The sequence below is a fragment of the Rhodococcus sp. 11-3 genome (genome assembly GCF_023704055.1).
Taxonomy (GTDB): domain Bacteria; phylum Actinomycetota; class Actinomycetes; order Mycobacteriales; family Mycobacteriaceae; genus Rhodococcus; species Rhodococcus aetherivorans.
In genome coordinates, this window is sequence record NZ_CP080406.1 from 3,823,385 (window position 1) to 3,843,018 (window position 19,634).

Below are 19,634 nucleotides of genomic sequence, written 5' to 3' on the forward strand. Positions count from 1 at the left end.
CATGCAATACCGGCATCGGCTTTCCTTGCGGCGATCCACTGCGCCCTCCGAGATCGTCTCGGGGTGCGTGCACGCTGCATCGAAAGGCAGTTCTGTACCTATGACCGTTTCCTTCTCCGACCTCGGCGTCCCCCGGACCCTGGTGGCCTCCCTGGGCGACAGCGGCATCACGAGCCCGTTCCCGATCCAGGTCGACACGCTGCCCGACACGCTGGCCGGCCGTGACGTGCTCGGCCGGGGCCGCACGGGCAGTGGCAAGACGCTGGCGTTCTCCATTCCGCTCGCCGCGCGCCTGGCCGGCCGCGCCACCCGCGAGGCCGGCCGCCCGCGTGGGCTGGTGCTGGCCCCCACCCGCGAGCTGGCCACGCAGATCGCCGCGGTCGTCGAGCCCCTCGCGCGGGTCGCCGGGCTGCGGGTGACCACCATCTTCGGCGGAGTGTCGCAGAACCGGCAGGTCGACGCGCTGCGCCGCGGCGTGGACATCGTGATCGCCTGCCCGGGCCGCCTCGAGGACCTGATGCGGCAGAAGTTCGTCACGCTCGACGCGGTGGAGATCACCGTGCTCGACGAGGCGGACCACATGGCCGATCTCGGCTTCCTGCCCGGCGTGACGCGCATCATGAACGCGACCCCCAAGGACGGTCAGCGCCTGCTGTTCTCGGCCACGCTGGACAACGGCGTCGACAAGCTCGTCAAGCGGTTCCTGCGCAACGAGGTGCTGCACTCGGTCGACGAGGCGCACTCCCCGGTAGCGGCGATGACCCATCACGTGTTCGACGTCGACAACGCCGACACGAAGAAGGACCTCGTGCGGACCCTGGCGTCCGGTACGGGCCGGCGAATCCTGTTCATGCGCACCAAGCATCAGGCCCGCAAGCTCGCCCGTCAGCTCACCGAGTCCGGCATCCCGGCGGTCGATCTGCACGGCAACCTGTCGCAGAACGCGCGCGACCGCAACCTCGCGGCGTTCTCCTCCGGTGAGGCGCGTGTGCTCGTGGCCACCGACGTCGCGGCCCGCGGCGTCCACGTCGACGACGTGGAACTGGTGGTGCACGTCGACCCGCCGGCCGAGCACAAGGCGTACCTGCACCGTTCGGGCCGTACGGCCCGCGCCGGGAGCACCGGCGACGTCGTGACCGTGGTGCTGCCCGAGCAGCGCAAGGATCTGGCCGTCATCATGCGCAAGGCCGCGATCAAGGTCACTCCGGTGCGGGTGACGGCGAAGTCGGAGCACGTGCTGGACCTGGTCGGCGAGATCGCCCCGCACGTGAGCCCGTCGGTCAAGCAGGCCGCACCGGCCCCGTCCGGCGGTGGATCGCGACGGCCGGCCCGGCGCAGCGGCAGCGGGGCCGCTCAGCGCGGCGCCCGGCAGCACGGCGGCGGGGCCGCCCGGCAGCACGGCGGCGGGGCCGCCCGGCAGCAGGGCGCGTCGCGGCAGGAGCAGCCGGCGGCCCGGCAGGAACGCGCCGGCCAGGCCGGGGGGCGCCGGCGTCGCCCGAATCACACGTCGGCGACCGCCGCACGGTAGGTAGGTCCCCGCTTCCGGACCCGCGCTCAGCGCGGGGTGAACCGGTGCACGGCCAGCATCGCGTCTGCCGGCACCGGTTCGGTCGGGACACATTCGGCGAGCCGGGCGCGTACCGCCTCGGGGTCCAGATCGGCGCCGATCACGACGAGCCGGGTGGTGGCAGGGACGTCGCCCGTGCGCCGGACGGGGTCGAAGCGGATGTGGTCGCCGACGGTGTGCAGCAGGTAGGTGCGCGTGCGTCCCCCGGCGACGACGTGGACGTACCCCTTGATGCGGAACACCCCGGCCGGCTGGTCCTCGAGGAAGTCGACGAGGGCACGCGGGTGCAGCGGGACGGGGGACTCGAAGTCGACGGCTTCGTAGCCGTCGTGCAGGTGCGTGTGGTCGCCGTCCTCGTCGTGTTCCTCGTAGAGCAACCGGTCGAGGCTGAGTTGTTCGCCGGGTTGCGGCTCGGGGCGTTCGGGGATGTCGAACAGCAACGCCGGGTCGATGCGCCCGTGCACGGTGGACACGATCGCGGCGCGGTCGTTGAGGCGGCACAGCAGTTCGAGCAACTCGTCGTGGGCGTCGCCGTCGATGCGGTCGGTCTTGTTGAGCAGCACGAGGTCCGCGAGCGCGACGTGCTGATCGAGTTCGGGATGCCGGTCCCGGACGGTGCCGAACTCGGCGGCATCGACGACGAGGACGAGACCGCCGTAACCCACGTATTCGTTGCCCGAGCCGACGACGAGCCGGATCATGTTGCGCGGCTCGGCGAGTCCGCTGGCTTCGACGACGATGACGTCGATGCCGGAGGTACGGTGCGCGAGCCGGTCGAGCATCGCGTCCATGTCGGCGACGTCGACGGCGCAGCACAGGCAGCCGTTGCTCAGCGAGACCATGGAGTCGACCTGCCCGGCGACCATCATCGAGTCGATGTTGACCGAGCCGAAGTCGTTGACGATCACGCCGATTCGCGCGCCGCGGTTGTTGCGCAGCAGGTGATTGAGCAGGGTGGTCTTCCCGGAGCCCAGGAATCCTGCGACGATCACCACGGGGATCCGCTTGTTCGCCATGAGGCGAGCCTAGCGGTGCGCCCCGCCGGCCGGTCCGGGACGGGACGCACCACGGGCCTCGTCAGTTGCCCCGGCGGATCCATTCCTCGAGATGCGGGGACTCGGTGCCGATCGTCGTGCCGTCGCCGTGACCGGTGTGCACCTTCGTCTCGGCGGGCAGGGCGAACAGCTTGTCGCGGATCGAGCCGATGATGGTCGGGAAGTCCGAGTACGAGCGTCCCGTCGCACCGGGACCGCCGGAGAACAGGGTGTCGCCGGTGAACAGCTCGCCCGCCTCCGGCAGGTACAGGCACGTCGAGCCGGGCGAGTGCCCGGGGGTGTGGATGACCTGGATGTCGGTGCCCGCCACCGTGATCCGATCCCCGTCCGCGAGCGGCCGGTGCGCGACACCGGGGTGGGTCATCTCCCACAGCACGTCGTCGGCGGGGTTGAGCAGGATCGGGGCGTCGAGCTTGTCGGCCAGTTCGGGGGCGACGGTGACGTGGTCGTTGTGCCCGTGCGTGCACACGATCGCCACCACCTTCCGGCCACCGACGGCGTCGATGATCGGCTGCGCGGTGTGCGCGGCATCGATCACGACCACCTCGTCGTCGTCGCCGACGAGCCAGATGTTGTTGTCGACCTCCCACTCGCCGCCGTCGAGGGCGAAGGTGCCGTGGGTGACGACCCGATCGATACGCAGGCGGTGCCTATCCCCCGTCGCTCCGCTCGCCCCGGTCACAGGACCACCACCGAGCGCAGCACCTCGCCGCGGTGCATGGTCTCGAACGCCTTCTCCACCTGGTCGAGGGCGATGCGCTCGGTGACGAACTTCTCGAGCGGCAGCCGGCCCTGCTGGTAGAGGTCGACGAGCATGGGGAAGTCCCGCTCGGGCAGGCAGTCGCCGTACCAGGACGACTTGAGGGACCCGCCGCGGGAGAAGAAGTCGATCAGCGGCATCTCGAGGGTCATCTCCGGGGTGGGCACCCCGACGAGGACGACGGTGCCGGCCAGGTCGCGGGCGTAGAACGCCTGCTTCCACGTCTCCGGGCGGCCGACCGCGTCGATGACCACGTCGGCGCCGAAGCCGCCGGTCAGCTCCTGGATCGCCTCGACCGCGTCGACCTCGGCCCCGTTGATGGTGTGGGTAGCCCCGAGGTCGGTGGCCCACTCGAGCTTCCTCGGGTCCCGGTCGACCGCGATGATCTTGTTGGCGCCGGCGAGGCGGGCGCCCATGATCGCGGCGTCGCCCACGCCGCCGCAGCCGATCACCGCGACGGAGTCGCCGCGGGTCACCCCGCCGGTGTTCACCGCGGCACCGAGGCCGGCCATCACCCCGCAGCCGAGCAGGCCGACGACGGCCGGGTCGGCGCTGGGGTCGACCTTGGTGCACTGCCCTGCGTGCACGAGGGTCTTGTCGGCGAACGCGCCGATGCCCAGGGCCGGGGTCAGCTCGGTGCCGTCCTCGAGGGTCATCTTCTGCGTGGCGTTGTGGGTGTCGAAGCAGTACTGCGGGCGGCCGCGCTTGCAGGCGCGGCACTGCCCGCACACGGCCCGCCAGTTGAGGACGACGAAGTCCCCGACGGCGACCGAGTCGACGCCCGCACCGACGGACTCGACGACACCGGCGGCCTCGTGCCCGAGCAGGAACGGGAACTCGTCGTTGATGCCGCCCTCCCGGTAGTGCAGGTCGGTGTGGCACACGCCGCACGCGGCGATCGCAACGACGACCTCCCCCGGCCCCGGGTCGGGGATGACGATCGGCACGACCTCGACGGGAGCGCCCTTCGCGCGGGCGACGACGCCCCGGACCTGCTGTGGCATGACGGTGTCTCCTTCTTCTCGTGCGGTGCTCGCGCGACGTCGGCGACGTATCGCGGTATGCGCACACGCTATCGGCGGCGCGGCGCCCCGGTACCTGATCGAAGGAGTGGATCGACCTGACCGAAAGACCAGTCCCGCACTTTCGACCCCGAAATGCCGAAGTGTCGTTGATCGAGTACGGAAGTCCGGCTAAGCTTCGGTATGACCGCCCTCACAGGGCGCAGCGTCCAGGCGAGGCGACCCCTCGCAGGCCCGAGGAGTGCAATGTCGATCGCCAACACGGTGACCCTCCCCCACCCCCGCAGCGAAAGCTGGGACTGGCAGCTGCACGCGGCGTGCCGGGGCCACGAGTCGTCGGCCTTCTTCCATCCCGAGGGGGAACGTGGCCGCGCACGCGAACTGCGCGAGTACCGCGCCAAGCTCGTCTGCGCCCGGTGTCCGGTTCTCGAGCGCTGCCGCACCCACGCACTGGAAGTCGGTGAGCCGTACGGCATCTGGGGTGGCATGTCGGAGTCCGAGCGCCGCTCGCGTCGCGCCGCCGCGGATCGGTCGGCCCGGTGGGGCATGCTCGGGCGCTGACGCGACCCGCCTGCGCCGCGACGCGGCGCAGGCGCAGGCGCCGACCAGGGAGGCACGAATGGACTCACCCGGCCACCCCGGCCCGCCGATTCTCGTCGTCATGGGGGTGTCCGGCTCCGGCAAATCGACCGTCGCGGCACTCGTCGCCGAGGCCACCGGATGGGACCTGCTCGAGGGCGACGACCTGCATCCGCGTGCCAACGTGGAGAAGATGGCCGCCGGCCGGCCGCTCAGCGACGCGGACCGGGCGCCGTGGCTCGCGGCGGTCGGCGCGTGGATCCGGGACCACACCGGCCGGGGCAGGCCGGGGGTGGTGACGTGCTCGGCGCTGCGCCGCCGCTACCGGGACGACCTCGCCGGCGAGAACGTGGTCTTCGTGCACCTGGCGGGCACGCGCGAGCAGATCCGGGAACGGCTCCGCACGCGGCGCGGCCACTACATGCCGGCCGACCTGCTGGACTCGCAGTTCGACACGTTCGAGCCGCTCGAACCCGACGAGGCGGCGATCGTCGTCGGCATCGACGCCGAGCCCGCCGACGTCGCCGCCGAGATCGTGGCGCGGGCGGCCGAGTGGACGCGCGGGACGGACGTCAGCCCGCGGCCTTGATCCCCGCCTCGGCGCCGAGCGCGGCCGCCTCGCCGCGGGTGCTCACCCCGAGCTTGCGGAGCACCGAGGCCACGTGGAACTTGACCGTCGACTCGCTGACACCGAGCCGCTCGGCGATCACCCGGTTCCGCCGGCCCGCGACAAGGTGCTCGAGCACCTCCACCTCGCGTGGCGCGAGGACCGCCAGCGCCTCGAGTGCGGGGCTGCCGGCCACGGGTGCGGGCATGTCGAGCGGTAGCCGGGCCGCGACCCGGCAGCCCCAGCCGGGCGTGGACTCGGCCTCCACGGTGCCGCCGAGGGTTTCGGCCCGGTCCCGTAGCTGCCGCGCGAGGTCGGCGGCGTCGGCCTCGCCGTCACCGTCGTCCCGGATGTCGATCAGCAGGTCGGTTCCGTCGCAGTTCCAGGCGACCCGGACGCGGCCGAGGTTCGCCTGCGCGGACATCGCGAGGACCGCGCCGCGGGCGAGGGCCCGGGCCGCATGCGCGACCTCGCCCGGCAGCGCCCGCCCGTCCACCGGCGGGGCGACCATCTCGAGGACCACCTCGCGGTGCCGGAGCAGACCGCGCAGTTCACCGTGCAGCCTAGCGAAGGCGGTGGTCACCGCCTCCTCGGCGAGTTCGCGGTGCCGGTCGACGGCCGAGCGCAGCCCGATGAGGGCATTGGTGGCGGTTTCGCGTGCGGTGATGCGGGCCCGGGTGTCGTCGAGGTCCCTCGACCGCAGCGTCGCGAGGATCGACTCGAGCGTCATCGCATGGGCCTCGGTGAGCTCGGCAACGGTCCGTGCGCGTTCGGAGGAGGCGGCGCGGGATTCGGCGAGGTACGCCGGGCTGGCGTTTCGGACCTGCAGCTGGATGCCGGTGGCCACCACGGCGAACAGGGCCCGGACCAGCTCGAGGGGAATCGAGCCGGTGCGGGCACCGCCCGGGACGAGCACGAGCAGCGTGTCGGTGGCGTCGAGGATCGCCCACACGTCGCGGTCCCGGCCCGCGATCCGGGCCGGGCCGCGACGGATCTGCCCGGTCGCGAGTTCGCTTCGGACGCGGTCGAGTTCGGCAATTGTCACGCGGTCGACGATCGCCGGGTCGCCGGCCACCTTGCGGGGCCGGCCGGTGCATTCCCGCGTGAAGATCACCAGGGCGGTGTGCGGGACCAGGTCGGTGAGCAGCGCCGAGAAGCGCTGGCCGATCTCGGTGAGCGGCCCGACCAGTACGTCCCGCAGATTCGTGATCAGCGTGTCGGGGGCCGGGATCGGGGTGTTCACTCCGGTCACGATAGCGCGCGCGGCCCGGCGACCGGCCCCGCCGATCAGTGTGTGGCCACCGAGGCGGGTGTGTCGGCGGACCGGGCGTCGGCGGTGTGCGCCTCGAACCGCAGCCGTCCCACGGCGACGGCGGCGAGCACGAGGGCGCCGGCGACGAGCAGGTAGAGCTGGGTGGGCGACCAGTGCAGGTCGAGCAGCGCACCGGCGACGATCGGCGAGGCGATGGCCCCGAGCCGGCCGACGCCGATGCCCCAGCCGACGCCAGTCGCCCGCACCGACGGCGCATACACCGAGGGCGTGATCGCGTACAGGCCCGCGATGCACCCGTTGACGAACACGCCGATGAGGGCGCCGAGGGCGAATGCGACGACCACCGCGACAGTGGCGGGGACGAAGACCACGAGCAGAGCGCCGGCGATCACCATGTACGACGCCAGGACCCGCTTCAGCGCGAATCGCGCGGACAGCGCGCCGAGCAGCGTTGCGCCGAAGATGCCGCCGAGGTTCAGCAGCACGCCCCCGGTGATGCCCTGGTCGGCCGACAGGCCCGCTTCGACGAGCAGCTTCGGCGTCCAGCTCGTCACGAAGTAGAAGGCGAACATGGTCAGGAAGAACGCGGCCCAGACGAGCAGCGTCGAGCGACGCTGCCGCGGTGCGAGGAGGCTGCCGACCCTGACGCCGGACCGCGGCCCGGAAGCGTCGGCCTGTCGCGGCGCGGGCAGCGCGGCGAGCGGCTGGTGCCCGGCGCGGACCGCGAACGCGTTGATGCGGGCGAGGGCGTGGGCGGGCCGCCGGGCGAGCAGGAAGTCGAGGGATTCGGGCAGGCGGAGGTACACGACCGGGATGATCACCGCGGTGCAGACGCCGCCGAACAGGAACACGGATCGCCATCCGTAGGAGTTCTGCAGCACGACGGCGATGATGCCGCCGACGGTGGCGCCGACGGCGTAGCCGGTGGAGTTCAGGCTCACCGCCAGCGCGCGCCACCGGTTGGAGGCGTACTCGCTGGCGATGACGTTGCTGCTGGCGAGGATTCCCCCGATGCCGACGCCGGTGAGGGCGCGCAGCAGCCCCAGCTGCAGGGCGCTCTGGCTGACCGCGGAGGCAAGCATGCCGATCGACGCGATCCCCAGGCAGAGCAGGATCATGCCGCGGCGGCCGATCGTGTCGGCCCACGGCGCGAGGAACAGCGAGCCCGCGGCCATGCCGAACAGGCCTGCGCTGAGCAGCAGGCCGAGCGCCGAACCGGACAGGCCCCACTCCTGGGACACCGACTGGGCGGTGAAGGCCATGACGAGCACGTCGAAGCCGTCGAGGACGTTGAGCAGCACGCAGATCGCCACCGCGCCCCATTGGAAGCGCGTCATCGGGCTGGTGTCGATGCGTTCACGTAGATCGATTGCCATGTATCGGGCCCCTGTTCGAAGGATGTGAGGCGAGTCACCTGCGAGGAGCGTGATGGATCGGATCACAACGAATCCACCCTCCTTCCGGATATCGGAAGGGCGGGGACCGACTTTCCGCCATCCGGAAGTCGGGTGGCGCCCGTCACGTGCCGCCCGTCACGGTGGAGGCATCCGCCGGTCGCTCGGACCGGAACCATCCCCGTGGAGACGAGACAACCATGACGAAGATCGCCCGGAACCAGTGGTATGTGGCCGCCTACGGCCGCGAGATCGACCGGGAACTGTTCGCCCGGACCATCTGCGACGAGCCGATCCTGTTCTGGCGCACCGAATCCGGTGAGGTCACCGCAATGTCGGACCGGTGCGTGCACCGCCGCTTCCCGCTCTCGCAGGCGCCGAGCCGCCTCGCGGGCGACACGGTCGTATGCGGCTACCACGGCTTCACCTACGGGCCCGACGGCGGCTGCGTGGCCGTGCCGGGCCAGAAGCGGGTGCCCCGCACCGCGCGACTGAAGTCGTACCCGGTGGTCGAGCAGGACTCGTTCGTGTGGATCTGGATCGCCGACCCGGACCGTCCGGCCGAGCCCGATCCGACCCGCATCCCCCGGGCGCCGTGGCTCGACGCGCCCGGCTACGCCGTGGCCTCGGGCATGGAGCCGCTGCGGGCGCGCTACAGCCTGCTCGTCGACAACCTGATGGACCTCTCCCACGAGACGTACCTGCACGGCGGCTACATCGGCACCCCCGAGGTGGCCGAGACCCCCATCACCACCGAGGTCGACGACGAGGCCGGGATCGTCTATGTCTCCCGGCACATCGCCGACGCGGAATGCCCGCCCTTCTACGCCGAATCGACCGGCCTCGAGGGCCGCATCACCCGGTGGCAGGACATCGAGTACCACCCGCCGTGCCTGTACCTGCTGCACAGCCGGATCGCGCCCGTCGGCGTGCTGCCGCCCGAGACCGGACTCGACAGCGACGCGTTCCACGTCGAGGTGGTCTACGCGATCACCCCGGAGACCGAACACTCCACTCACGATTTCTGGTCGGTGGCAAGGGATTTTGCGCTCGAGGACGAGAAGGTCACCGAGTTCCTGCGCGAGAACAACCGCACCGTCGTGCTGCAGGACGTCGTCGCGCTCGACCGGCTCGAACAGGTGCTCGCCACCGAACCAGAGGGGTACCAGGAACTGAGCATCAACATCGACGCCGGCGCTCTGGCCGCGCGGCGGATCCTGCAGGCGATGACGGCGGGCGGCACCCTCGCCGAGACGAGGTAACCGATGTCCTCGCAACCGAACCGGATGCTGCGCGGGCCCAACGTGATGCGCGTCGTGTGGCTGCCCGGCTCCGACCGCCTCGAGGGAACGTGCCATTGCGGTGCCCGGCACGTCGCCGAGGATCCCGTCACGCTGTGGGACTGGCTGCTCGCTCATCCCGTCGGCCACGCCGACGCCCTCCCCCGGCCGCCCGAACCGACCCGCGAAGTCGCTCACGCGTAAGGACCCGACCATGACATTTCCGGAAAACAACTCCCCGGCAAACGAATTCGGCACCGACCTCGAAATCGTCGAGCGGACGGAACCCGCGGACGGCGTCGTCGCGTTGCGCCTGCGGCACCCGGACGGCGAGCCCCTGCCGCCGTGGAGTCCCGGCGCGCACATCGATCTCGTGCTCGACGAGGACCTCGTCCGTCAGTACTCGCTGTGCGGCGACCCGGCCGACACCGGGACGTGGCGCATCGCCGTCCTGCGCGAGGCCGACGGCCGCGGCGGCTCGCAGTACGTGCACGACAAACTCGCCGTCGGTGACCGCGTCCGCGTTCACGGACCCCGCAACAACTTCGACCTCGCCCCGGCGCCGCGCTACCTCTTCCTCGCCGGCGGGATCGGGATCACCCCGATAGTGCCGATGATCGCCGCGGCCGAGGCGGCCGGCGCCGACTGGTCCCTCGTCTACGGCGGCCGCCGCCGCGCCTCGATGGCGTTCGCCGACGACCTCGTCACCCGCTACCCGGGCCGGGTCACCCTCGTGCCGCAGGACGAACGGGGCCCGCTCGATCTGCCGTCGCTGCTCGGGGACCCGCGTCCCGGCACCCTCGTCTACTGCTGCGGCCCCGCCGGGCTGCTCGACGCCGTCACCACCGCCTGCGCCGACCGGCCCGCCGGGTCGCTGCGGATCGAACGGTTCGCCGCGAAGGAACAGTCCGCTCCGGTGCGCTCGGACGGCTTCGAGGTGGAGCTGGCCCTGAGCGGTACCACCGTCACCGTCGCGCCCGACGAGAGCGTCCTGGACGCCGTCGCCGCCGCGGGTGTGCAGGTGCTCTCGTCCTGCCGCGAAGGTACCTGCGGCACCTGCGAGACCACCGTGCTCGCCGGCACGGTGGACCACCGCGACTCCCTGCTGACCCCCGAAGAACAGGCCGCGCACGACACCATGCTGATCTGCGTGTCCCGCGCCGCCTGCCCCCGCCTGGTTCTCGAACTCTGACTGCCCGAATCCCGAGGTGACCGCCGTGACCGTCGCAATGCACCCGCCCACCCTCGACGACGACCCGTTCGACGACGCCGTCCTCGCCGACCCGTACGAGTTCCACGCCCGGCTGCGCGCCGCCGGACCGGTGGTGTACCTGCCCCGATACGACGTGTACGCGACGGGCAGGTTCGAGGAGGTCCACGCCTGCCTCACCGACTGGCGCACCTTCGTCTCCGGACGAGGGGTCGGCCTCGCCGACTTCGCCCACGAGACGCCGTGGCGTACCCCGAGCCTGCTGCTCGAGGCCGACCCGCCGGACCACACGGTGGTGCGGGCGGCCATGGGGGCCGTCGTCTCGCCGCGCACCGTGCGCGCGCTACGCGCCGGGTTCGAGGCCGAGGCCGACGCCCTGGCCGACGCGCTCGTGGCCCGCGGTGAGTTCGACGCCGTCACCGATCTCGCCGAGGTGTTCCCCCTGCGGGTGTTCCCGGACGCGGTGGGGATCCGCGAGGACGGCCGCGAGCATCTGTTGCCGTACGGCGCCATGGCGTTCAACGCCTTCGGGCCCCGCAACGACCGCGTGGAGAAGGCACTCGCCGCGTCCGGGCCGACGCAGGAGTGGGTCGCGGAGTCGTGCCGGCGGGAGAATCTCGCGCCGGGCGGGTTCGGCGCGCAGATCTGGGCGGCCGCCGACCGTGGTGACATCACCGCCGAACAGGCGCCTATGCTCGTTCGATCCCTGCTCACCGCCGGCGTGGACACCACCGTTCACGGCATCGCCAACACCGTCTACGCCATGACGCGGTTCCCCGGGCAGTGGCAGGCGCTGCACGCCCGGCCGGCGCTTTCGAAGTTCGCATTCGACGAGGCGCTGCGCTGGGAATCGCCCGTGCAGACCTTCTTCCGCACCACCTCCACCGACACCGAGGTGGCCGGCGTCCCCATCGGCGAGGGCCGCAAGGTCCTGCTGTTCCTCGGCGCCGCCAACCGCGACGAACGGCGATGGGGACCCGATGCGCACATCGTCGACATCCACCGCTCCGCCGGCGGACACGTCGCGTTCGGCATGGGCATCCACCAGTGCGTCGGTCAGCCGATCGCGCGGCTCGAGGCCGAGGTGCTGCTCACCGCGCTGGCACAGCGGATCCGGCGGATCGAACCGGCCGGGGATCCGGTGCCGCAACCGAACAACACGCTCAAGGGCTGGGCTAGCATTCCGCTCAGAGTCGAACCGGCCTGACCGGAGCAGTTCCCGAGGAAGGGGTGAGCACACCGTGACCCCCACCGGCGCCGCCCGCCCGGCCACCGGTTCCGTCACGGTACGCGCGCTCACCCTCCTGGAGGCGTTCACGCGCGAGCAACCCAACCTGACCCTGAGCGAGATTTCCCGGCGCACCGGCCTGCCGCTCACCACGGTGCACCGGCTCGCCGGGGATCTCACCGAGTGGGGCGCGCTGGAACGCGACTCGTCCGGCCGATTCAGCATCGGCCTCCGGCTGTGGCAGGTCGCGGCGCTCGCGCCGCGCGGCACGCTGCTGCGTGAGCTGGCGCTGCCCGTGATGGAGGACCTGTCGCAGATCACCCAGGAGAACGTGCAGCTCGGTGTGCGTGAGGGGACCGAAGTGGTGTTCGTCGAACGCCTGCGCGGTCAGCGGGCGGTGAAGACCCTCACCCGGGTCGGCAGCCCCTTTCCCATCCACGCGTCCGGCCTGGGACTCGTGCTGCTCGCGTTCGCACCGCGCTCCGTTCAGGAGGAGGTGCTGGCCCGGCCGCTGGAGCGGTTCACCGAACGCACCCTCACCTCCCCCGCCGAGCTGCGCCGGGTCCTGGCCGAGGTACGCCGCTCCGAGATCGCGGTGAGCGACCGGCAGGTGACGATGGAGGCGGTCTCCGTGGCCGCACCGATCTTCGAGCGGCCCGGCGTCGCGATCGCGGCGCTGTCGATCGTCGCCGCCGCGGACACCGCGCAGGTCACCGCACTGTCCCAACTGGTCCGCACCGCGGCCCGCGCGATCGGCCGCTCCCTGCGGCCCGGCGGATTGACGAGCAGCGATGGGTGAACCGGCCCGCACCGTGCCGCGGCTGCTGCTCGACAGGGTGGCCCGCACGCCCTACGCGGAGGCATTCCGGCACCCCAGCGGCGACGACTGGACGAGCGTGTCGTGGACCGAGGTGGCCGGCCGGGTCACCGCCCTCGCCGCCGGGTTGATCGGCCGTGGAATTCGCCCGGGCGCGCACGTCGCCGTCTGCGCCGCCACCAGCTACGAGTGGATCCTCGCCGACCTCGCGATCGTGTGCGCCGGGGCGGTCACCGTGCCGGTCTATCCCGCCACCCCGCCGACGGAGGTGGTGGCACTGCTCCGGCACTCGGGCAGCGTGCTGACCTTCACCGACCGGCCGCTGCCCACCGCGCCGGTGCTGCACCTGGACCGGCTCGGCGAACTCGAGGCCGAGGGCCGACGGCTCCTGGCCGCCGATCCCGGAGCGGTCGCGGCCCGCATCGCGGGCGTGACGCCCGACCACCTGGCCACCCTGATCTACACCTCCGCCTCCGACGGCACCGCCAAGGGCGCGTGCCTGCCGCACGCCGCCGTCACCTACGAGGCCCGGGCCATGGCCCGCCTGGGCATGCTCACGCCCTCGGACCTGCAACTGCTGTGGCTGCCGCTCTCCCACGTCTTCGGACGTGCGCTGCTGTTCGTGGGCGTGCACCTGGGCGTGCCGACGATCGTCGACGGCCGTGCCGATCGGGTCGTGCAGCGCCTCGGCGAGGTCCGGCCGACATTCCTCGGGTCCGTTCCCCACGTGCTGGGCAAGATCCGCGCCGGCGTGGAGTCCGGTGCCGCGGATCTGGGCCGGTTGCGGTTCGTGATCTCCGGCTCGGCGCGGCTCGACCGTCCGCTGGCCGAGTGGTTCGAAGGGGCCGGCGTGCCGGCACTCGAGGGATACGGCCTCACCGAGACCGCGGGTCCGTGCTGCGTCAACCGCCCGGACAGCCGGCGCCTCGGTTCCATGGGCCGGCCGCTGCCCGGCACGCAGGTGCGCATCGCCGCCGACGGGGAACTGCTCGTCCGCAGCCCCGCCGTCATGTCCGGATACCACGACGACGCCGAGCGCACCGCCGCGGTCCTCGACCGCGACGGGTGGTTCCACACCGGCGATCGCGCCGTCGTCGACGACGACGGTTTCGTCACCCTGCGCGCCCGCAAGAAGGAGGTGTTCAAGACCTCCACCGGCAAGTACGTCGCGCCGGTCGCCGTCGCACGCCGGTTCCGGGCACTGTTGCCCGGCGCGGACCTCGTCGTGGTGGGCGAGCACCGCCCCTACTGCGTAGGACTGGTGGTCCCCACCTCGGGCCGGGCGATCCCCCCGGCCGAGGCCGCGGCCGCCGTCGCCCGGCTCAATGCGGAGCTCGGCCGCTGGGAACGCATCCGCCGGTTCACCGTGCTGCCCGCACCGCTGCCGCCCACGGAGGTCGACGCGCACGGACGCCCGCTGCGGGAGCGGGTGCTCGCGCGCTGCGCCGAGGTGGTGCGCCGGCTGTACGAGGGTTGATCAGGGGCGGTAGCCCGGCTCGGTGCGACCGGCGTCCCAGGTGCGATCGGCGTCCCAGGTGGACACCGCCCAGATCACCACCACGTCGATCGCGATGATCGCGAGCGACCATCCCGGGTAGTAGGGCAACCACAGGAAGTTCGCGATGATCGACAGCGCCGCGATGACGATCGCGGCGACGCGCGCCCACGTGGCTCCCGTGACGAGAGCGAGACCGATCACGGCCACGAGGATGCCCAGGATCAGATGCACCCAGCCCCACGCCGAGACGCTCCAGGAGAAGGTGTACTCCTGGCCGACCACGATGATGTCGTCCTTGGCGATCGCGGCGATGCCCTGCAGAACCTGCAGGACGCCGACCGTCGCGAGCAGGATGCCGGCCGCGATCGACGTGCCCGCGGCGAAGCCCTGCTTCAGGCCGGACCCCGTTGCAGGTCCACTGTCGTGGCGGACCGCGGCGGGGCCGCCGGCCTCGTGGGCACCACCACCGTGGCGCGCGGACGCACCCGCCGCTGCCGTGGAACCTGCACCGGCGGTGGCACCTGCACCAGCCGTCGAACCTGTGCCGGCCGTCGAACCTGCACCGGCCGTGGCACCCGCACCGGTTGGAGAACCCGGGGTAACGCTCGAACCTTCGGACACGACAGCTCACCTCTCCCGTTTTCGAAGCGATCCCTCACAGTGTGCGCCGCCGGACGAGAGCGTGGAGCAGGTTCCGAGGGTGAAAAATGTCGGCATTGCCCGGAGAAGGGGGCCGCCGCGGTGGGAGAAGAATCCGGAGAGAGCCGGAGGGAGTGGAGCTAAGGGGACTCGAACCCCTGACCCCCACACTGCCAGTGTGGTGCGCTACCAGCTGCGCCATAGCCCCGTGCAGAACAATCGGGCCACCCGCGGTGGCCTCTCACGACGAGAGGCGAGAGCATTCACTCTCGCCTCTCGCGGTGATGGTGGAGCTAAGGGGACTCGAACCCCTGACCCCCACACTGCCAGTGTGGTGCGCTACCAGCTGCGCCATAGCCCCGTACTTGGATCGTCACCCGGGATTCACTCCCCGGTGCGAGAAGAAAATTACACCATCGCCGTCGACGACAACAAATCGCCTGGTCAGCGGCGACAGTGCGGGCGACGGTGGTCGGACGGCCGACCACCGCCGCCGCCTCAGCCGAGTTCGGCCACCCAGTTGTCGTTGCCGAGGGCGTCGATCACCGTGCCGTTGTGCACCACCGCGGGGGTGCCGGACGCGCCCGCCGCCGCGAGCGCCTGCCGTCCCGCCTCCGCGTCGACGGCGGCCTGCTCGACGCGCGCGCCGTCGGCGACGCACTGCGCCGCCTCGTCGGACGCCCCGGCGTCCCGCGCCATCTGTGCCAGCTCGGCGTTGGTGAGGTCGCTGTCGCTCCGCTCGGCGGGCTGGTTCTCCGGCGAGAGCAACGCGGCGTGGAACGCGGAGAACGCCGTCGCATCACCGGTCTGGGCGACACACTGGCCGGCCGCGACCGCGCGGGTCGAGTAGTCGCCGCTCGCGGAGAGCTGATCGAGGAACGCGAGCATGTGGTACCGCACGGCGACGTCGCCGGCGTCGACCGCCTGCGCGAGTTCCTGGCCGTGCTTGTGCTCGAGCTCGGCGCAGTACGGACACAGCGGATCCTCGAACAGGTCGATCGTGGTCGCGGCGTCGGGAAGACCGAGCACGATGACACCGTCATCCTGCAGCTCCACCTGCACCGCGGTGTTCTGCACCGTCCCGTAGCCCTCGTTGCGCGCCTTGCCCCGGTTCGACTGCCACAACACCCCCCCGATGACCAGCACCGCGATGACCAGGACCGCGATGCCGCCGAGGATGAAGGTGGACTTGCTCGACGTCGGCTCCGGCGTGTACTTGACCGGTTTGACCTTCTTCGCGCTCACGGAATCTGCCCTTCGCTGCTCGGGGATCGATGCGGGATCACTCTGCCATCGCGGGCTGAGTGCGTGCTGAGAGCCTCGCCCGTGAGCCGAGACCGAGCGCGAACGGACTGCGTGGGAACACCGTCAACCACCCGGCCAGGGCGAGGAAGCCGAGGTCTCGTGCGATCTCCCCGGCGTAGTCCCAGCCGTTCACGTCCGCCGCTCCACCGCCGCCGAAGCATCCGCAGTCGATGGACAGGCCGCGGGCCCAGACCGAGGCGATCACCGCGATCAAGGTCAGCAGCGCAGCCGCGCCCACGACCGCTGCGGCGCGCACCGCGAGTCCGATCAGCAGCAGCAGGCCGAGCACGAGTTCGAGGATCGGCAGACCGGCCGCAACGGGCCGTACGAGCGCCTCGGGCAACAACTGGTATGCGCGGACGGCCACGACGGTCTGTGACGGATCGGCGAACTTGATCCATCCGGAGATCAGCCACACGGCAGCGAGACCGAGCCGGGCGATCAGGCTGAACAGGGGAATCCACACCCCTTCGACAGTACCGACGACTGGGGTCAGATCTCCGTGGCTTCGGTCACTGTGGGTTTCCGGGCGGGCCGCGGCGCCAGCGCCCAGGGCACGGCGACGAGCAGCATGACGGCGCCGGTCACGGCGAAGGCGGCCCCGTACGACACCTGCTGCGCCAGGATCCCGGCGGCGACCGGTCCGATCACCGCCCCCACATCCGCGGTCATCTGGAACGTCGCCAGCACCGGGCCCCCGCGCGCCCTGCTGCCGACCACGTCGGCGACGGACGCCTGCTGGGCCGGGTTCATCAGGCCGGACCCGACGCCGGCCAGCAGCGACGTCGCGAAGAACAGCGCGAGGTTCGTGGTGAGGCCCATCGCGATCGTGCTGGTCCCGCACACCACCAGCCCCAGCAGGACGAACGGGCGGCGGCCGAACCGGTCGGACAACCGCCCGGAGACCATCAGGACCAGGGCATTGCCCACGGCGAACACCGTCAGTGCCACCCCGGCGAGGCCGGCATCGCGCCCGAGGACCTCCACGACGAACAGCGGCACCATCGCCACCCGCACGCCGAAGACGACCCAGCCGTTGGCGAAGTTCGACCCGAGCGCGGCCCGGTACACCGGCGACCGCAGAGCCTCCCGCAGCCGCATCACCGGCATGGCGCCGCCGGAGTCCGGCACGGCAAGCGCGGAGTGACGCAGGCTCACGAACACGACCGCCGCCGCGACGAGCAGCGCCACCGCATAGATGAGGAACGGTGCCCGCAGGCCCAGCCCGACCAGGGCGCCCCCGGCGAGGGGGCCACCGATGTTGCCGAGCAGGAAGCTCGTCGCGTAGAGCCCCGACACCCGGCCCCGCGCGTTCGGCGGCGAGATGCGAATCAGCAACCCGAGCGCCGAGACGGTGAACATGGTGGAGCCGATGCCGCCGAGCGCCCGGAACAGCAGCAGCTGCCAGTAGTCCGTCGCGAAGGCGCAGGCGCCGGTGGACAGCGCTACGATGAGCACACCGGCGGTGTACACCGGCCGCTCCCCCAGCCGCTGCACGAGGTTTCCGCTCGCGGGGGCGAACAGCAGGCGCATCGCCGCGAACGCCGAGATGACGACGGACGCCGCGGTGACCCCCACCCCGAAGCTGCGCGCGAACTGCGGCAGCGCGGGTGCGACGAGACCGAAACCGAGGGCGATGACGAAGGCCGCGCTGACCAGGACCCAGATCTCCCGCGGCAGGGCGGCGTCGCGTGTTCGCATGATGGCCTGATGTTAGCGACGCGCACGACCGGGAGGGCGGGCGCGTCCCGCCGGTGCGGGCTCAGCCGAGGACGTGGGACACCAGGTCCCGCGCCGCGTCCTGGACGCGGGCGAGATGCTCCGGGCCGAGGAACGATTCGGCGTAGATCTTGTACACGTCCTCGGTGCCGGAGGGCCGGGCCGCGAACCACGCGTTCTCCGTCGTGACCTTCAGGCCCCCGAGCGCGGCACCGTTGCCCGGCGCGGCGGTGAGGGTCGCGGTGATCGGCTCGCCGGCGAGTTCGGTGGCGTCGACCTGGTCGGGCGAGAGCTTCGCCAGGACGGCCTTCTGCTCGCGCGTCGCGGGCGCGTCGACCCGGGCGTACGACGGGTCGCCGTAGCGCTCGGCGAGCTCGGCGTAGCGCCGGGAGGGGGTCGTGCCGGTCACGGCGGTGATCTCGGACGCGAGCAGGGCCAGCAGGATGCCGTCCTTGTCGGTGGTCCACACCGAGCCGTCGCGCCGCAGGAAGGAGGCGCCGGCGCTCTCCTCTCCACCGAAGCCGAGGCTGCCGTCGAGCAGGCCGGGAACGAACCACTTGAAGCCCACGGGCACCTCGAGCAGACCCCGGCCCAGGCCCGCGGCCACGCGGTCGATCATCGACGAGCTCACGAGGGTCTTGCCGACCTTCGCCTCGGCCGACCATCCGGACCGGTGCCGGTACAGGTAGTCGATGGCGACCGCGAGGTAGTGGTTCGGGTTCATCAGCCCCCCGTCGGGGGTGACGATGCCGTGCCGGTCGGCGTCGGCGTCGTTGCCGGTCGCCAGGTCGTAGCGGTCGCGGGCGCCGATCAGCGACGCCATCGCGTTGGGCGACGAGCAGTCCATCCGGATCCTGCCGTCGGTGTCGAGGGTCATGAACCGCCAGGTGGCGTCGACGAGCGGGTTGACGACGGTCAGGTCCAGCCGGTGCCGCTCGGCGATCTCGCCCCAGTAGTCGACGCTGGCGCCGCCGAGCGGATCGGCGCCGACGCGCAACCCGGCGTCGCGGACGGCGTCGAGATCCACGACGTTCGGCAGGTCGTCGATGTAGGCGGCGAGGAAATCGTGCCGGCCGGCGTCGGCGAGCGCCCGGACGGCGGGCACCCGGCGCACCCCGTTCAGCCCCGCGGCGAGCAGTTCGTTGGCGCGCGCCGCGATCGCCGACGTCGCATCGGTGTCGGCGGGCCCGCCGTGCGGCGGGTTGTACTTGAAGCCGCCGTCGCGGGGTGGATTGTGCGACGGGGTGACGACGATGCCGTCGGCGCGGGCACCGGATCCAGCGCCGGCGTTGTGCCGCAGGATCGCGTGGCTCACGGCCGGGGTCGGCGTGTAGCGGTCGCGAGCGTCGATCACCACGTCGACGCCGTTGGCGGCGAGCACCTCGAGTGCGCTCGTCCACGCCGGCTCCGACAACGCGTGGGTGTCGCGGCCGAGGAACAGCGGACCGGTGATCTGCTGCGCCGCCCGGTACTCGACGATCGCCTGGGTGGTGGCGAGGATGTGCTGCTCGTTGAAGGCGCCGTCGAGGCTGGAACCGCGGTGACCGGAGGTGCCGAAGGCCACCTGCTGCATCGGATCCTGCGGGTCCGGCGTCACCGTGTAGTACGCGGTGACCAGGTGCGCGAGGTCCTCCAGATCCTCCGCCGCCGCCGGTTGTCCCGCTCGTTCGTGCGCCATGTG

At 71.7% G+C, this 19,634-nt stretch carries 19 protein-coding genes and 2 tRNA genes; 9 read left to right on the forward strand and 12 right to left on the reverse strand.

Annotated features, from left to right (window positions below; genetic code table 11):
* Positions 1-100: 100 nt before the first annotated feature.
* Complete coding sequence (locus KZJ41_RS17870; protein WP_029544502.1) at positions 101-1,528, forward strand: DEAD/DEAH box helicase; 1,428 nt, start codon at positions 101-103, stop codon at positions 1,526-1,528.
* Between the two features lie 26 nt (positions 1,529-1,554).
* On the opposite strand, the gene KZJ41_RS17875 is transcribed toward KZJ41_RS17870, so the two are convergent.
* From KZJ41_RS17875 to KZJ41_RS17885, 3 genes are all read right to left on the reverse strand, one after another.
* Complete coding sequence (locus KZJ41_RS17875) at positions 1,555-2,583, reverse strand: GTP-binding protein (protein WP_044476173.1); 1,029 nt, start codon at positions 2,581-2,583, stop codon at positions 1,555-1,557.
* Positions 2,584-2,644: 61 nt separating this feature from the next.
* Positions 2,645-3,304 (reverse strand): MBL fold metallo-hydrolase, encoded by a 660-nt coding sequence (locus KZJ41_RS17880; protein ID WP_102799088.1) that lies wholly within the window; start codon positions 3,302-3,304, stop codon positions 2,645-2,647.
* The gene (locus KZJ41_RS17885) at positions 3,301-4,386 is read right to left on the reverse strand and encodes an S-(hydroxymethyl)mycothiol dehydrogenase (protein WP_006940578.1); all 1,086 of its coding nucleotides are present in this window, start codon (positions 4,384-4,386) and stop codon (positions 3,301-3,303) included. The genes KZJ41_RS17880 and KZJ41_RS17885 overlap by 4 nt, the downstream gene beginning before the upstream one ends.
* 264 nt (positions 4,387-4,650) lie before the next feature.
* On the opposite strand from KZJ41_RS17885, the gene KZJ41_RS17890 reads away from it, so the two are divergent.
* Both KZJ41_RS17890 and KZJ41_RS17895 read left to right on the forward strand, forming a co-directional pair.
* A complete protein-coding gene (locus KZJ41_RS17890; RefSeq protein ID WP_050035435.1) occupies positions 4,651-4,965 on the forward strand; it encodes a WhiB family transcriptional regulator in 315 nt (104 codons plus the stop codon).
* 58 nt (positions 4,966-5,023) lie between these two features.
* Positions 5,024-5,572 carry a gluconokinase gene (locus KZJ41_RS17895; protein ID WP_006940581.1) on the forward strand — a complete coding sequence of 183 codons (549 nt, stop codon included), beginning with the start codon at positions 5,024-5,026 and terminating at the stop codon, positions 5,570-5,572.
* Here the strand turns inward: KZJ41_RS17895 and KZJ41_RS17900 are convergent.
* Together KZJ41_RS17900 and KZJ41_RS17905 are read right to left on the reverse strand one after the other, a co-directional pair.
* Positions 5,556-6,833 carry a LuxR C-terminal-related transcriptional regulator gene (locus KZJ41_RS17900; protein WP_006940585.1) on the reverse strand — a complete coding sequence of 426 codons (1,278 nt, stop codon included), beginning with the start codon at positions 6,831-6,833 and terminating at the stop codon, positions 5,556-5,558. The genes KZJ41_RS17895 and KZJ41_RS17900 overlap by 17 nt on opposite strands.
* A gap of 44 nt (positions 6,834-6,877) precedes the next feature.
* Positions 6,878-8,239 carry an MFS transporter gene (locus KZJ41_RS17905; protein ID WP_185712826.1) on the reverse strand — a complete coding sequence of 454 codons (1,362 nt, stop codon included), beginning with the start codon at positions 8,237-8,239 and terminating at the stop codon, positions 6,878-6,880.
* A 218-nt stretch (positions 8,240-8,457) separates the two neighbouring features.
* Here KZJ41_RS17905 and KZJ41_RS17910 point away from each other — a divergent pair, with 218 nt between their 5' ends.
* The 6 genes from KZJ41_RS17910 to KZJ41_RS17935 are packed head-to-tail and all read left to right on the forward strand — an operon-like array spanning position 8,458 to position 14,269.
* A complete protein-coding gene (locus KZJ41_RS17910; protein ID WP_185712827.1) occupies positions 8,458-9,519 on the forward strand; it encodes an aromatic ring-hydroxylating dioxygenase subunit alpha in 1,062 nt (353 codons plus the stop codon).
* 3 nt (positions 9,520-9,522) lie between these two features.
* Positions 9,523-9,741, forward strand: coding sequence for a hypothetical protein (locus KZJ41_RS17915; protein WP_006940590.1), 219 nt, complete (start codon positions 9,523-9,525; stop codon positions 9,739-9,741).
* Between the two features lie 10 nt (positions 9,742-9,751).
* Positions 9,752-10,729: a PDR/VanB family oxidoreductase gene (locus tag KZJ41_RS17920; RefSeq protein WP_050035439.1), complete on the forward strand. Its 978-nt coding sequence runs from the start codon at positions 9,752-9,754 to the stop codon at positions 10,727-10,729.
* A gap of 25 nt (positions 10,730-10,754) precedes the next feature.
* Positions 10,755-11,954, forward strand: a complete 1,200-nt coding sequence (locus KZJ41_RS17925; RefSeq protein WP_239010457.1) for a cytochrome P450 — start codon at positions 10,755-10,757, stop codon at positions 11,952-11,954.
* A gap of 34 nt (positions 11,955-11,988) precedes the next feature.
* Positions 11,989-12,774, forward strand: a complete 786-nt coding sequence (locus KZJ41_RS17930) for an IclR family transcriptional regulator (protein WP_050035440.1) — start codon at positions 11,989-11,991, stop codon at positions 12,772-12,774.
* Positions 12,767-14,269 carry a long-chain fatty acid--CoA ligase gene (locus KZJ41_RS17935; protein ID WP_065922421.1) on the forward strand — a complete coding sequence of 501 codons (1,503 nt, stop codon included), beginning with the start codon at positions 12,767-12,769 and terminating at the stop codon, positions 14,267-14,269. The genes KZJ41_RS17930 and KZJ41_RS17935 overlap by 8 nt, the downstream gene beginning before the upstream one ends.
* Here KZJ41_RS17935 and KZJ41_RS17940 read toward each other — a convergent pair whose 3' ends face one another.
* From KZJ41_RS17940 to pgm, 7 genes are all read right to left on the reverse strand, one after another.
* Complete coding sequence (locus tag KZJ41_RS17940; protein ID WP_029544516.1) at positions 14,270-14,686, reverse strand: hypothetical protein; 417 nt, start codon at positions 14,684-14,686, stop codon at positions 14,270-14,272.
* A 378-nt stretch (positions 14,687-15,064) separates the two neighbouring features.
* Positions 15,065-15,137: transfer RNA gene (locus KZJ41_RS17945), tRNA-Ala, on the reverse strand.
* 77 nt (positions 15,138-15,214) lie between these two features.
* A tRNA-Ala gene (locus KZJ41_RS17950) sits at positions 15,215-15,290 on the reverse strand.
* A gap of 137 nt (positions 15,291-15,427) precedes the next feature.
* Positions 15,428-16,174 (reverse strand): DsbA family protein, encoded by a 747-nt coding sequence (locus tag KZJ41_RS17955; protein ID WP_006940599.1) that lies wholly within the window; start codon positions 16,172-16,174, stop codon positions 15,428-15,430.
* Positions 16,175-16,211: 37 nt separating this feature from the next.
* Complete coding sequence (locus tag KZJ41_RS17960) at positions 16,212-16,700, reverse strand: MauE/DoxX family redox-associated membrane protein (protein ID WP_006940600.1); 489 nt, start codon at positions 16,698-16,700, stop codon at positions 16,212-16,214.
* A gap of 26 nt (positions 16,701-16,726) precedes the next feature.
* A complete protein-coding gene (locus KZJ41_RS17965) occupies positions 16,727-17,935 on the reverse strand; it encodes an MFS transporter (RefSeq protein ID WP_006940603.1) in 1,209 nt (402 codons plus the stop codon).
* 61 nt (positions 17,936-17,996) lie between these two features.
* The gene (gene pgm, locus KZJ41_RS17970) at positions 17,997-19,631 is read right to left on the reverse strand and encodes a phosphoglucomutase (alpha-D-glucose-1,6-bisphosphate-dependent) (protein WP_029544519.1); all 1,635 of its coding nucleotides are present in this window, start codon (positions 19,629-19,631) and stop codon (positions 17,997-17,999) included.
* Positions 19,632-19,634: the final 3 nt, after the last annotated feature.